This is a genomic window from Pseudomonas sp. TH39(2020), from assembly GCF_016650715.1.
Taxonomy (GTDB): domain Bacteria; phylum Pseudomonadota; class Gammaproteobacteria; order Pseudomonadales; family Pseudomonadaceae; genus Aquipseudomonas; species Aquipseudomonas mandelii_C.
The window spans coordinates 867,667-881,683 of the sequence record NZ_JAEKFF010000006.1 but is presented as its reverse complement, the minus strand read 5'-3'; the positions used below and the strand labels follow the sequence as shown (position 1 = coordinate 881,683).

The 14,017-nt window shown below is 59.2% G+C and carries 11 protein-coding genes; 7 read left to right on the top strand and 4 right to left on the bottom strand.

Annotated elements, in window-relative coordinates; translation table 11 throughout:
- Nucleotides 1-80: 80 nt before the first annotated feature.
- Nucleotides 81-1,760, bottom strand: coding sequence for a 2-isopropylmalate synthase (leuA, locus tag JFU47_RS12010; protein ID WP_008147766.1), 1,680 nt, complete (start codon nt 1,758-1,760; stop codon nt 81-83).
- Between the two features lie 398 nt (nt 1,761-2,158).
- On the opposite strand from leuA, the gene JFU47_RS12005 reads away from it, so the two are divergent.
- On the top strand, nt 2,159-2,515 hold the full coding sequence (locus tag JFU47_RS12005) for a hypothetical protein (RefSeq protein WP_201183155.1): 357 nt from the start codon (nt 2,159-2,161) through the stop codon (nt 2,513-2,515).
- 119 nt (nt 2,516-2,634) lie between these two features.
- Here JFU47_RS12005 and JFU47_RS12000 read toward each other — a convergent pair whose 3' ends face one another.
- Nucleotides 2,635-3,456 carry a peptidoglycan DD-metalloendopeptidase family protein gene (locus tag JFU47_RS12000; RefSeq protein ID WP_201183153.1) on the bottom strand — a complete coding sequence of 274 codons (822 nt, stop codon included), beginning with the start codon at nt 3,454-3,456 and terminating at the stop codon, nt 2,635-2,637.
- A gap of 3 nt (nt 3,457-3,459) precedes the next feature.
- Nucleotides 3,460-4,839, bottom strand: a complete 1,380-nt coding sequence (xseA, locus tag JFU47_RS11995) for an exodeoxyribonuclease VII large subunit (protein ID WP_033061484.1) — start codon at nt 4,837-4,839, stop codon at nt 3,460-3,462.
- A 183-nt stretch (nt 4,840-5,022) separates the two neighbouring features.
- Here xseA and JFU47_RS11990 point away from each other — a divergent pair, with 183 nt between their 5' ends.
- The 4 genes from JFU47_RS11990 to guaA all read left to right on the top strand — a co-directional run bounded on the left by JFU47_RS11990 (nt 5,023) and on the right by guaA (nt 9,764).
- On the top strand, nt 5,023-5,790 hold the full coding sequence (locus JFU47_RS11990; RefSeq protein WP_201183151.1) for a sulfite exporter TauE/SafE family protein: 768 nt from the start codon (nt 5,023-5,025) through the stop codon (nt 5,788-5,790).
- Between the two features lie 167 nt (nt 5,791-5,957).
- On the top strand, nt 5,958-6,506 hold the full coding sequence (locus JFU47_RS11985; protein WP_123368330.1) for a sugar ABC transporter ATPase: 549 nt from the start codon (nt 5,958-5,960) through the stop codon (nt 6,504-6,506).
- Nucleotides 6,507-6,623: 117 nt separating this feature from the next.
- Nucleotides 6,624-8,093, top strand: a complete 1,470-nt coding sequence (guaB, locus tag JFU47_RS11980; protein WP_123368331.1) for an IMP dehydrogenase — start codon at nt 6,624-6,626, stop codon at nt 8,091-8,093.
- Between the two features lie 93 nt (nt 8,094-8,186).
- Nucleotides 8,187-9,764 carry a glutamine-hydrolyzing GMP synthase gene (guaA, locus tag JFU47_RS11975; RefSeq protein WP_046046047.1) on the top strand — a complete coding sequence of 526 codons (1,578 nt, stop codon included), beginning with the start codon at nt 8,187-8,189 and terminating at the stop codon, nt 9,762-9,764.
- A 72-nt stretch (nt 9,765-9,836) separates the two neighbouring features.
- Here guaA and treR read toward each other — a convergent pair whose 3' ends face one another.
- A complete protein-coding gene (gene treR / locus JFU47_RS11970; RefSeq protein ID WP_123368334.1) occupies nt 9,837-10,541 on the bottom strand; it encodes a trehalose operon repressor in 705 nt (234 codons plus the stop codon).
- Nucleotides 10,542-10,778: 237 nt separating this feature from the next.
- On the opposite strand from treR, the gene treP reads away from it, so the two are divergent.
- Both treP and treC read left to right on the top strand, forming a co-directional pair.
- Nucleotides 10,779-12,221 carry a PTS system trehalose-specific EIIBC component gene (gene treP, locus JFU47_RS11965; protein ID WP_140683999.1) on the top strand — a complete coding sequence of 481 codons (1,443 nt, stop codon included), beginning with the start codon at nt 10,779-10,781 and terminating at the stop codon, nt 12,219-12,221.
- A gap of 117 nt (nt 12,222-12,338) precedes the next feature.
- Nucleotides 12,339-13,985, top strand: a complete 1,647-nt coding sequence (treC, locus tag JFU47_RS11960; RefSeq protein WP_201183149.1) for an alpha,alpha-phosphotrehalase — start codon at nt 12,339-12,341, stop codon at nt 13,983-13,985.
- Nucleotides 13,986-14,017: the final 32 nt, after the last annotated feature.

Here is a 14,017-nt window from a genome sequence, read left to right as displayed (position 1 = left end):
CACAGGCAGCACAAAAACAGCAGGCAAACAAAAAGGCCCCGAGGTTCACACCCCGGGGCCTTTTGCATTTCAGCGAAGGCTTACGCAGCTTTCGCTTCCGGCTGGCTCAGCGAGCGGTTAAGCGCGCTGAACAAGGCCTTGAAGCTGGCGGTGGTGATGTTTTCATCGATACCGACGCCATGCACCGCACGTTCACCGTTCACACGCAGCTCGATGTAGGCCGCCGCCTTGGCGTTGGTGCCCGAACCGATGGCGTGTTCGTTGTAGTCCATGATCTCAACCGGAATCGGCAGACCCGCCACGAGCGCTTCCAGGGCTCCGTTGCCCTTGCCACGCCAGTGCAGGTTGGTTTCACCCTGACCTTTACCGGAGACTTCCACTTCCACGGCGCTGTGGCCGTTTTCTTCCTGCAGGCGATGGCTGACCAGCGCGTACGGGGTGTTGGCCTGCAAGTATTCGCTGTGCAGCAGCGCGTGGATCTGCTGAGCCGTCATCTCGAGGCCCAGACGGTCGGTTTCACGCTGCACAACCTGGCTGAACTCGATCTGCATGCGACGCGGCAAGCTGATGCCGTATTCCTGTTCCAGCAAGTAAGCGATACCGCCCTTGCCCGACTGGCTGTTGACGCGGATCACCGCCTCGTAGCTGCGGCCGATGTCGGCCGGGTCGATCGGCAAGTACGGCACTTCCCACAGGGCGTCCGGTTTCTGCTGGGCGAAGCCCTTGCGGATGGCGTCCTGGTGGGAGCCGGAGAACGCGGTGTGAACCAGGTCGCCGACGTACGGGTGGCGTGGGTGCACCTGGATCTGGTTGCATTCTTCGACGACTTTGCGCACGCCGTCGATGTCGGAGAAGTCCAGCTCAGGGTGAATGCCCTGGGTGTAGAGGTTCAGCGCCACGGTCACGAGGTCGACGTTACCGGTACGTTCGCCGTTACCGAACAGGCAGCCTTCGACACGGTCGGCGCCGGCCATCAGGCCCAGTTCGGTAGCCGCAACGCCAGTGCCACGGTCGTTGTGGGTGTGCAGGCTGATGATCACGCTGTCACGACGGTTGATGTGACGGCCGAACCATTCGATCTGGTCGGCATAGATGTTCGGGGTCGCGCATTCGACGGTGGCTGGCAGGTTGAGGATCACCTTGTGCTCAGGCGTCGGGTTCCAGACTTCGATGACTGCGTCGCAGACTTCTTTGGCGAACTCGAGTTCGGTGGCGCTGAAGGTTTCTGGCGAGTATTCGAAGGTCCACTCGGTGTTTGGCTGCTGGGCGGCATATTTGACGAACAGCTTGGCCGCGTTCACGGCGATGGCCTTGACCCCTTCCTTGTCCTGGTTGAAGACAATGCGACGGAAGGAAGGGGAGGTGGCGTTGTACAGGTGAACGATGGCTTTCTTCGCCCCGCGCAGGGATTCGAAGGTGCGCTCGATCAAATCTTCACGGCCCTGGGTCAGCACCTGAATGGTGGTGTCGTCCGGGATGTGGTTGCCTTCGATCAGGGTGCGCACGAAGTCGAAGTCGGTTTGCGAAGCCGCCGGGAACGACGCTTCGATTTCTTTAACGCCGACCGACACCAGGGTTTTCCAGAAACGCAGCTTCTTGACCGCGTCCATTGGCTCGATCAGCGACTGGTTACCATCACGAAGGTCGGAGCTGCACCAGATCGGCGCGGCGGTAATGGTCTTCGACGGCCAGGTGCGGTCCGGGATGTCGATGGTCGGGAACGCGCGGTATTTCGAAGACGGGTCTTTGAGCATGCTCATCGGGAAATCCTTATTGTGTGGGCCGAAAAAAGGCGGCCTGCCGGTGGATCAAATGTTCTGGGGATAAAGCGTAGGACGAGGCACCGCGATTCAGCCTGGCAGTCGTGCACTGACAAGGCACAGGCTGCGGTGCTGGCGAAGCTGAATGAGGGTGTGAGAGGTTTTCATGCCTTCAACCCTAACCGCGAGGGTGAAGGATGGCAAGCGGTCGAAAAAAATTGAGAGGAATCCTCGAAAAGTCGTAGTTATCGAGATTTTATTGCGGTGAACGGCAGTGATTGTTTTTATGTTTGCGCGAGGTTTGAGCGATGCGCAATTGAAGGCTTTCGGTGATGGGGCGTGTCAGCGCGGCTATTCTTAAAGCCTCACCAAGGACTACTGGCAGGCAGGAGTCGACAATGAACGAGTCGGATTGGAAGCTTTATAGTGCGCTGCGTCCGATGGCCCATGAGCGGTTATGCATCCGGATCATGGAAGAGGTCGAGCGCATAGTGCTGGATAAAAGCATTACGCCTTACGAGCGTATTGAAGCCAGTGAGGAAAGGCTGAAGGCGGGTCAACAGGAGCTGTATTGGGCGTTTGGCGTTTTCCGTCACTCACGCAATGAGGCGCCTGCTCACTTGCTGGGGCTGTGTACTCATGAGTTGATCAGCGCTGAAGAGTTGGCCGGTTTTTCTGAGGAGACTCAGGCGTGGGTCAAAGAGTGTCTGGCGCACAGGGAAATTCATGGGATAGAGGATCTGGAGGCTGAATAGCGGCGTCAATGAGACCGCCTTCGCGAGCAGGCTCGCTCCCACATTTGATCTCTGTCGCGCCGATGATCCAATGTGGGAGCGAGCCTGCTCGCGAAGGGGCCATAGGCGTCAAAAACTATCTAGGGCTGAAATGCACCTATAAAGATGGCCGGATCCACCCGCGCATCATTCAGGCTGACATTCCAGTGCATATGCGGCCCGGTCGCGCGCCCGGTCGAGCCGACTTTGCCGACCACTCCACCACGGGCCAATTGCTGGCCCACCTTCACGTCGATTTTCGACATGTGGCAAAACATGCTGATAAACCCCTGCCCATGGTCGACAAACACCGTGTTGCCGTTGAAGAAGTAGTTGCCGATCAGGATTACCTTGCCGGCAGCCGGGGTCTTGATCGGCGTACCAGCAGGCACGGCGAAGTCCAGGCCGGCGTGAGGATTACGCTCTTCACCATTGAAGAAGCGGCGCACGCCGAACTTGCTCGACAGCGGGCCGTTGACCGGTTTGTCCAGCAACAGGTTGCTCGGGGTGTTTGGGCTGAAGCTGCGGTAAGCCTGGATCTGTTCGGCCAACTCGCCTTCGATGCGCTTGAGATTCTCCGGGTTCGGATTGACCTGCTGCGTGTTCTTCAACGTGATGTACTGTTCCGGGTATTTCTTGTTGCCGACCGTGAAGCTCAGATTCCGCCCGTCACTGCTGACCTGCTGCGTGCCCGGTTTCACCGTCAGCGGCACACCTACAATCGCCAACCAGTTGTTCTGTTCCTTGACCACCAGCACAGGCTTGCCTTGATATCTGGCCTTCGGCGCCTGGGCAGAGGCACCCAGATCCACCACGGCCACGCCGCCCGGCACCGGTTTGTTCAACAGGCGGGTGATGTAACTGTCGGCGTGGGCATTGAAGGTCAGGCACAGCAACAGCAGCGGAGCTAAAAAACGCGGCATGGATCAATCCAGTAAAGAAAGGGTGACAGGCGTCAGGTGATTGTCTTCGACCCGCACTTGCAGCTCGCCTTCGCCAAGTCTGGCTTTCAGGCGCTGACCATTGTGGGTTTGCGCGGCGTTGCGGATCGCGTTGCCGCGTTCGTCCAGCAAAATGCTGTAGCCACGGCCAAGGGTCGCCAAAGGGCTGACCACATGCAGCGTCTGCATCTGGCTTTGCAGTTGCAGGCGACGGGATTTGAGCCCTTCGCGCATGGCGCGGGGCAGGCGTTCGGCGAGGCTGTCGAGGCGCTGACGAAGCATCGCCAGTTGCCGCCCGGGATGTTGCCCGGCGAGACGGGTTTCCAGGCGAATCAGCCGTTCGCGGCGGGTGTTGAGGCTGCGTTCGAACGCGCGGCGCATGCGCATGTCCAGATCGTCCAGGCGCTGCGCTTGCTGGCGCAGACGTTCGCCGGGATGGCGCAGGCGGCGGGACATGCCTTCCAGGCGCAGTCGATCACGCATCAATCGATCGCGGATACGCATCACCAGCCGTCGATGCAGGCTTTCGACCCGACGGACCAGGTCACTGGAATCCGGCGCGAGCAGTTCGGCGGCGGCGGACGGCGTCGGGGCGCGGACGTCGGCTACGAAGTCGCTGATCGATACGTCGGTTTCATGGCCGACGGCGCTGACAATCGGCGTCACGCAGGCATCCACGGCGCGGGCTACGGCTTCTTCGTTGAAGCACCAAAGGTCTTCCAGCGAGCCGCCGCCACGGGCCAGGATCAACGCGTCGAAACCACGGGCGTCCGCCAGTTTCAATGCGCGGACAATCTGCGCAGTGGCTTCGCGACCTTGCACGGCTGTGGGAATCAACGTCAGTTGGATCTGCGGCGCGCGGCGGCGGAATACGCTGATGATGTCGCGAATCACCGCGCCGGTGGGCGAGCTGATGATGCCGATGCGTTGCGGATGCGCGGGCAGCGGCACTTTGCGTTCGGCGCTGAACAGGCCTTCGGCGCTGAGTTTTTCCTTCAGCGCATCGAAGGCCAGACGCAGCGCACCGTCACCGGCCGGTTCCACGGTATCGAGGATCAGCTGATAGTCGCCACGGCCTTCAAACAGCGAAACCTTGCCGCGCACTTTGACCGCCAAGCCATCCTTCAGCGCCTGACGAACCCGCGCGGCGTTCTGCCGGAACAGTGCGCAACGGACCTGGGCGCCGCTGTCCTTGAGGGTGAAATACACGTGGCCGGACGCCGGACGGGCGAGGTTGGAGATTTCGCCTTCGACCCAGATGTTGCTGAACACGTCTTCGAGCAACACCCGCGCGCGGCCGTTGAGCTGGCTGACAGTCAGGACTTCACGGTCCAGGCCGAGTCTTGCAAAGGGATCTTTAATCATGGGGCGCATGATAAAGGCATTCGTCGAACAATCTCTATGATCCAACGTAAATCCCCTGTGGGAGTGAGCCTGCTCGCGATAGCGGTTTAACATTCAATACTGTTGTCGACTGATAGACCGCTATCGCGAGCAGGCTCGCTCCCACAGGTATAAAGTCGCTCCGGGATTCAAGGAAGATATGGAATGAATGTGCTTGAGTTGTTGCATCAATGGCCCTTCGGCGCTACGGATTGGCTGATGATCGGGCTGGGCATTGCCCTCGCTTACATCGTGTTCGGCATAGCCGGCTTCGGCACGGCACTGGTGGCCGGGCCGGTCCTGATCCTGTTCATGCCGTTGTCGAAAATCGTGCCGCTGCTGGTACTGCTGGATTTCGTCGCGGCGTTCGGCAATCTGCTGCCTTCGCGACGGGATGTGGCGAAGCCTGAGTTGCTGCGGCTGCTGCCGTGCATGGCGGTGGGCTGCACGCTGGGGGTGATTTTTCTGCTGAATTTGAAATCCGATGTGTTGCTGCTGTTGATGGGGCTGTTTATCAGCGCCTACGCGATTTACAGCTTGTGGGTCAAAACCCGTCCGACACAATTGTCCGCCGCTTGGGCCGTGCCAATGGGTACGGTGGGCGGGATGTTCGGGGCATTGTTTGGCAGTGGCGGCTTTTTATATGCGATCTATTTGAACAGTCGGCTGCCCAAAGAGGCGGCCCGTGCGACCCAGAGTGCGCTGATCAGTTGCAGCACCGTGGTGCGCTTGAGCCTGTTTGCTGTCGCGGGTGTGTATGCCGAGCTACCCTTGTTGGTATTGGCGCTGTGTTTATTGCCGGCCATGGCATTGGGGCTGTGGATCGGGCGGCGGTTGACCATGAGATTGTCCCGTGAGGCCTTCGTGCGGCTGGTGACCTGGTTGGTGCTGGCCAGTGGCATTGCCTTGATCGGGCGTTATTTGAGTACTTGACCGGATTTCGTCAGGGATTAAGCTGCCGCCCGCTCTATAGCCTTCGCGAGCAGGCTCGCTCCCACATTGGATCTACGTCGTAGGGTGATCATGTGGGAGCGAGCCTGCTCGCGAAGGCGTAAATCGGCGCACCGCAGAACATCCATTTGACGCAGCAGGCTTGCACCATGAATTCCCAAAGCATCATCGTCCCGAAAATCTCCACACTGCCGGTGCACGAACCCCGGGCGCGGGCGGTCGTGCGTTGGCTGGTGCGCAAGAACATCGTCAAGGAAGAACTGACCACCTGTGGCCGCACAGGTAACCGCATGGCTCATGCCATCGGCGACGGTGCCCGCGCTGTCGTGCTGCATCCTGAAGCGCTGCCGTTCGGCGAACCGGTCAATGGCCTGGAAATCATCACCAAGCGCTGCATCTATACGCCGGCCAAGGGTTTCCTTGAAGAGGCGGGCTGCGCCGAGTGCCGCAAGGAAGTCGGCGAAGCGCTGTTCGAAAGCCTGGAAGAGTGGATGCCGGGGCGCACCGATAACTTCACCTGTCCGGAATGCGGGCATGAAGATGACATCAACGGCTTTCTTTTTCTGCAGGAATGCGGCTTTTCCAACCTGGGGTTTATCTTCAACAACTGGGCCGAGGCCGGGTTCAAGCAGAGCTTTATCGACGAATTTGCCGATTGGCTCGATCAGCCTGTCAGTTGGGTGAAAGTGGAACTGTAGGAAGCGACAATCCCCGTATATCAGTAATGCTAATAATAGACAGAGTTTTACATTGAACCCGAGGGGGTGTCTGACTATAATGGCGCGCTTCCATTTTCCCGCTCGGGAGCCCCCGCGATGCTGCGTATCAGCCAAGAAGCTCTGACATTCGACGACATTCTCCTAGTGCCTGGTTATTCCGAGGTGCTTCCTAACGAAGTCAGTCTCAAGACCCGCCTAACCCGTGGCATCGAGCTGAATATTCCCCTGGTTTCTGCCGCCATGGACACCGTTACTGAAGCCCGTCTGGCAATTGCCATGGCTCAGGAAGGTGGCATCGGCATTATCCACAAGAACATGACCATCGAGCAGCAAGCTGCCGAAGTGCGCAAGGTCAAGCGTTATGAGGCCGGCGTGGTCAAGGACCCGATCACCATCGAGGCTGACGCCACGGTTCGTGAACTGTTCGAACTGACCCGCATGCACAACATCTCCGGCGTTCCGGTACTGCACGATGGCGACCTGGTCGGCATCGTCACTTCCCGTGACGTACGTTTCGAAAATCGTCTGGACGCCACCGTCCGTGAAGTGATGACGCCTAAAGAGCGTCTGGTCACGGTCAAGGAAGGCGCCGACAAGAACGACGTCCGCGAGTTGTTGCACAAAAACCGCATCGAACGCGTGCTGATCGTCGACGACAAATTTGCCCTCAAAGGCATGATGACCGTCAACGACATCGAAAAAGCCAAGGCTTACCCGCTGGCCAGCAAGGACGATCAAGGTCGTCTGCGTGTTGGCGCTGCTGTCGGTACCGGTAAAGACACCGGTGATCGCGTCGCTGCCCTGGTCAATGCCGGCGTTGACGTGGTGGTGGTCGACACCGCTCACGGTCACTCCAAAGGTGTGATCGACCGCGTTCGCTGGGTCAAACAGAATTTCCCTGAAGTGCAGGTCATCGGCGGCAACATTGCCACCGGCGCTGCCGCCAAGGCTTTGGCCGAAGCGGGCGCCGATGCGGTCAAGGTCGGTATCGGCCCAGGCTCGATCTGCACCACCCGTATCGTCGCCGGTGTCGGCGTCCCGCAAATCAGTGCCATCGCCAACGTCGCCGCTGCCCTTGAAGGCACTGGCGTTCCGTTGATCGCCGACGGCGGCATCCGTTTCTCCGGTGACCTGTCCAAGGCCATCGTTGCCGGTGCTTCCTGCGTGATGATGGGCTCGATGTTCGCCGGTACTGAAGAAGCACCGGGCGAGATCGAACTGTTCCAGGGGCGTTCGTACAAGGCTTACCGCGGCATGGGTTCGCTGGGCGCCATGTCCCAGGCTCAAGGCTCCTCCGACCGTTACTTCCAGGACTCCTCGGCAGGCGCCGAGAAGCTTGTACCTGAAGGGATCGAAGGGCGTGTTCCTTACAAGGGCACACTGAGCGCCATCATCCATCAACTGATGGGCGGCCTGCGTTCCTCGATGGGTTACACCGGCAGTGCCGACATCGAAGAAATGCGCACCAAGCCTGAGTTCGTGCGGATCACCGGTGCTGGCATGGCCGAATCCCACGTTCACGACGTGCAAATCACCAAAGAAGCGCCAAACTACCGCGTAGGTTGAGCCTTCCAGCAATAAGTTAAGTAACCGGGGCTGTTTTCAGCCCCGAGTTGTTTCTGATTCTCTTCACCGAACTGCATAGACGAGACTGACCACATGGCCCTCGACATTCACGCCCACCGCATCCTGATCCTCGACTTCGGTTCCCAGTACACCCAGCTGATTGCCCGCCGCGTGCGTGAAATCGGCGTGTACTGCGAACTGCATCCGTTCGACATGGACGACGAAGCGATTCGCGAATTCGCACCGAAGGGGATCATCCTCGCCGGCGGCCCCGAGTCCGTACACGTCGCCGACAGCCCGCGCGCACCGCAAGCTGTCTGGGACCTGGGCGTACCGGTCTTCGGTATCTGCTACGGCATGCAGACCATGGCTGAACAGCTGGGTGGCAAGGTCGAAGGTTCCGAGCTGCGTGAGTTCGGTTACGCCCGTGTTGACGTGGTCGGCAAGAGCCGTCTGCTCGACGGCATCGAAGACCACATCGACGCCGACGGCCTGTTCGGCCTCGATGTCTGGATGAGTCACGGTGACAAGGTCACCAAGATGCCTCAGGAATTCCATATCCTGGCCAGCACCCCAAGCTGCCCGATCGCTGGCATGTTCGACGATGCTCGTGGCTACTACGGCGTGCAGTTCCACCCGGAAGTGACCCACACCAAGCAGGGCGGTCGCATCCTCTCGCGCTTTATCCTCGACATTTGCGGCTGCGAAGCCTTGTGGACGCCTTCGAAGATTGCTGAAGACGCCATCGCCAACATTCGCGCCCAGGTCGGTACTGACAACGTACTGCTCGGCCTGTCCGGCGGTGTGGACTCCTCGGTGGTTGCCGCGCTGCTGCACAAAGCCATCGGCGACCAGCTGACCTGCGTCTTCGTCGACAACGGCCTGCTGCGTCTGCACGAAGGTGAGCAAGTGATGGCCATGTTCGCCGAGAACATGGGCGTCAAGGTGATCCGCGCCAATGCTGAAGATCAGTTCCTGAACAACCTGGCTGGCGAAAGCGATCCAGAGAAGAAGCGCAAGATCATCGGCCGTACCTTCATCGACGTCTTCGATGCCCAGTCCAACAAACTGGACAACATCAAGTACCTCGCCCAAGGCACCATCTACCCGGACGTGATCGAGTCGGCTGGCGCGAAAAGCGGCAAGGCGCACGTGATCAAGTCGCACCACAACGTGGGTGGCCTGCCGGAAGAAATGAACCTCAAGCTGGTTGAACCCCTGCGCGAGCTGTTCAAGGACGAAGTCCGTCGTCTGGGTCTGGAACTCGGTCTGCCGTACGACATGGTCTACCGTCACCCGTTCCCGGGCCCCGGTCTGGGCGTGCGGATCCTCGGTGAAGTGAAGAAGGAATACGCCGACCTGCTGCGTCGCGCCGACCACATCTTCATCGAAGAACTGCGCAAGGCCGACTGGTACCACAAGGTCAGCCAGGCATTCGTGGTGTTCCAGCCGGTGAAATCGGTTGGCGTTGTCGGCGATGGCCGTCGTTACGCTTGGGTCGTGGCCCTGCGTGCCGTGGAAACCATCGACTTCATGACCGCGCGTTGGGCGCACCTGCCTTACGAGCTGCTGGAAACTGTTTCCGGCCGCATCATCAATGAAATCGAAGGCATCTCCCGCGTTACTTACGACGTGTCGAGCAAGCCGCCCGCGACGATTGAGTGGGAGTGATCCCGGTTTTAACTGATCGTCCGTAACACCCAAAAGGCCCCGTGAACGTGAGTTCACGGGGCCTTTTGCGTTTCAGCGCCGAGCCACATCCGAAAAGTAAAACTTGTCCAGGGTATGCCGTGATTCGGTGTACTCGAATTGCCGACCATCCTGCAAAAACGTCTGGTTGCTGACCACAATCACATGGCTCTGGCCGTCGAGGTCCAGGTGTTGCTGGTCGTCCTTGCTCCGGGGCACGGCTTCAATGGTGCGCTGGGCATAGGCGATTTGCAGTTGCAGCGTCTGCTCGATGAAGGCGTAGATTGACTGCTCGGCAATGTCTCGGGACAAGCCGGGGATCACGTCGCTGACGAAATGGTTGATGTCCAGGATCACGCGTTTACCGTCGATCCGCCGTACTCGCTTGATCCGCGTGATCAGGCTGCCTTCTTCAGCCTTGATGTGTTCGATCAATGGACCTTCGAGGGGGATTTGAGTGAACTCGACCACCTCGGTGCTGACGTCGTTACCCAGGCGCGGGTACGTTTCCTGAAAGCTGACGATGCCGCCGAGCTGGAATTCGATCGGGTTGGTCGACAGCACGAACGTGCCTTTGCCATGGACCTTCTGAGCGAAACCGCGCTCCTGCAATTGTTCGATCGCCTTGCGCACGGTGCCGCGACTGGCCTGGTAGCTGTCCATCAGTTCGGTTTCAGAAGGCAATCGGGCGCCGCGTTCCAGACGTTCGGTCGTGATGCTGGCAAGCAGATCGCTGTAGATCTGGTTGTATTTACTCATGGGGATGGCTCTATGCCGCGCTGTACTCAAGGCTTCGAACCTTAAGGGCAGGGTAGGGGTTTGTCCATGCGGCGTTAGGTTTCTTTGACTTTGGAGGTAGGAAAGATCGCCGCCTGTCGGGTTCAGGATAAACAAAATCAAACTCGTCTGTACGAGTTGTTGCTTTAACTCGTACAGACGAGTACTTTTCGTTTCGGCGTGCTGCCAATAACAAAAAACTACAGTGGAAGAACAAGCATGAGCCACGACTATCCGAATATCGCCAGCGAGCTGCTGCAAAGCCTCGGTGGCAGCGACAACCTCGAGCAGGCCGCGCACTGCGTCACCCGCCTGCGCCTGGCCCTCAAGGACCCGAGCCTGGTCAACAGCGCCACGCTGAACCAGATCGACCTGGTCAAGGGTTCGTTCTTTACCGGCGGCCTGTTCCAGGTGGTCATCGGCCCCGGCGAAGTGGAAAAGGTCTACGCCGAACTGCGCCGTCAAACCGGTCTTGCGGCTTCAACCATCGCCGACGTTAAACAGAAAAGCGCCGACAAGATCAACGCGATGCAGCGTCTGGTGCGGGTGTTTTCCGACGTCTTCATGCCAATCCTCCCGGCGTTGATCATTGCCGGCCTGTTGATGGGCATCAACAACCTGATCGGCGCCAAGGGCATGTTCATCGAGGGCAAGACCCTGCTGGACGCCTATCCGAAGCTTGACGGGCTCTGGAGCCTGATCAACCTCATGGCCAATACCTCGTTTGTGTTCCTGCCGGCGCTGGTGGGCTGGTCGGCGGCCAAACGGTTTGGCGGCAGCGAAATCCTCGGCATCGTGCTCGGCCTGATGCTCGTTCACCCCGATCTGCTCAATGCCTGGAATTACGGCAAAGCGGTGGCCGGGCTGGACGGGCAAAGCCTGCCGTACTTCGACATCCTTGGCTTGTTCCAGATCGAGAAGGTCGGTTACCAAGGGCAGATCCTGCCGATCCTGCTGGCGGCCTATGTGATGAGCGTCATCGAGAAATGGTTGCGGGCGCGGGTGCCAAACGCGGTGCAATTGCTGGTGGTGCCGATCACTACCATCGTTGTGACCGGCGTCCTGGCGCTGGCGGTGATCGGCCCGGTGACCCGGCATCTGGGGATTCTCATCACCGAAGGCGTGGTCATGCTGTTTGACCTGGCGCCAATGGTCGGCGGGGCGATTTTCGGTTTGCTCTACGCGCCGCTGGTGATCACCGGCATGCACCACATGTTCCTCGCGGTCGACTTGCAGCTGATCTCCACCCAGGGCGGCACCTTCATCTGGCCGATGATCGTCATGTCCAATCTGGCCCAGGGCAGCGCAGCACTGGCGGTGTTCTACATGACCCGCAACGTGCGGGATAAAAGCATGGCCTCGACCTCGGCGATTTCCGCTTACTTCGGCATCACCGAACCGGCCATGTTCGGGGTCAACCTGCGCTACAAATTTCCGTTCTATTCAGCCCTGATCGGCTCCGCTTTGGGCTGCATTTTCCTGTCGCTGAACAAGGTCCAGGCCTCGGCGATCGGCGTCGGTGGCTTGCCCGGTTTTATCTCGATCATTCCGCAGTTCATTCCGATGTTCGTGATCGGGATGGTCATTGCCATGGTGGTGCCGTTTGTTCTGACCTGTGGGTTGAGCATGAAGATTGTTCGGCCTGGGTATCGGGTTGCCTGACAGATCGCTATCGCGAGCAGGCTCGCTCCCACATGGGAATGCAATCAACTGTGGGAGCGAGCCTGCTCGCGATGAGGCCCTAAGGGCCGCTACAAAACTTACTGAAGGAATCCCGCCATGCAAGACTGGCAACGTTCGGTGATCTACCAGATCTACCCGAAGAGTTTTCACAGCCACGCCGGCAACCCCACGGGTGATTTGCTGGGCGTTGTGGCCAAGCTCGATTACCTGCACTGGCTGGGTGTCGATTGCCTATGGATCACGCCGTTCCTGCGTTCGCCCCAGCGCGACAACGGCTACGACATCAGCGACTACTACGCCATCGACCCGAGTTACGGGACCATGGCCGATTGCGAGTTGCTGATCGCCGAGGCCGGCAAGCGCGGGATCAAGTTGATGCTCGATATCGTGGTCAACCACACGTCCATCGAGCACACCTGGTTCCAGCAGGCCCGCAGCAGTCTCGACAACCCGTACCGGGATTTCTATATCTGGCGCGACCAGCCGAACAACTGGGAATCCAAGTTCGGTGGTTCGGCCTGGGAGTATGAAGCCCAGACCGGTCAGTATTTCCTGCACCTGTTCGATCACACTCAGGCCGACCTGAACTGGGATAACCCCAAGGTGCGTGCCGAAGTCTTCAAGATGATGCGTTTCTGGCGCGACAAGGGCGTAGGCGGGTTCCGTCTGGACGTCATCAACCTGATCTCCAAACCGGCGGACTTCCCCGAGGACAACACCGACGGGCGACGTTTCTACACCGATGGCCCGAACGTCCACGAATACTTGCAGCAAATGCACCGCGAAGTGTTCGAAGGCCATGACCTGATCAACGTCGGCGAGATGTCCTCCACCAGCCTGGAACACTGCATCCGCTACTCGCGACCAGAGTCGAAAGAACTGTCGATGACCTTCAACTTCCATCACCTGAAGGTCGACTACCCGAACCTGCAGAAGTGGATTCGTGCCGATTTCGATTTCCTCGAACTCAAGCGCATCCTCTCCGATTGGCAAACCGGCATGCAGGCCGGCGGTGGCTGGAATGCGCTGTTCTGGTGTAACCATGACCAGCCACGGGTGGTCTCGCGTTTTGGTCATGACGGCGAATACCGGGTGCTCTCGGCGAAGATGCTCGGCACGGCGCTGCACTTCCTCCAGGGCACGCCGTTCGTGTACCAGGGCGAGGAACTGGGCATGACCAATCCGGGCTTCGATCACATCGATCAGTACCGCGATGTCGAGACGCTGAACATCTTCCGGCTCAAGCGCGAGGCGGGTGCGAGTGATGCCGACAACATGGCGGCGATCATGCAGAAGTCCCGGGATAACGGCCGTACGCCGATGCACTGGAATGCCGAGCCCAACGCCGGTTTCAGCGCTGTCGAGCCGTGGATCGGGGTGCCGGCGAACGCCGGGCAGATCAACGTTGCCGCTCAGCTCGATGACCCGGATTCGGTGCTGCATCACTACCGTCAGTTGATCGCCTTGCGTCGCACTGAGGCCCTGATGTCCGACGGCGTTTACCGGCAATTGTTGCCCGAGCACACGCAAATCTGGGCGTACGTGCGCGAAGGCAACCGCGAACGGTTGCTGGTGCTGAACAACTTCTACGGCACACCGTGCGAAGTCGACCTGCCGGATGAAGTGATCAGCGAAACCATGGCCCAACGTCTGGTCATCAGTAATTACCCGGACTGTCCGACGCGAAATAGCCAGGTCCTCTTACGGCCTTATGAATCGTTCGTGCTGCATATGACCGACTGACCGACCGCAAAAAAACACTGACTTCAAAAAAC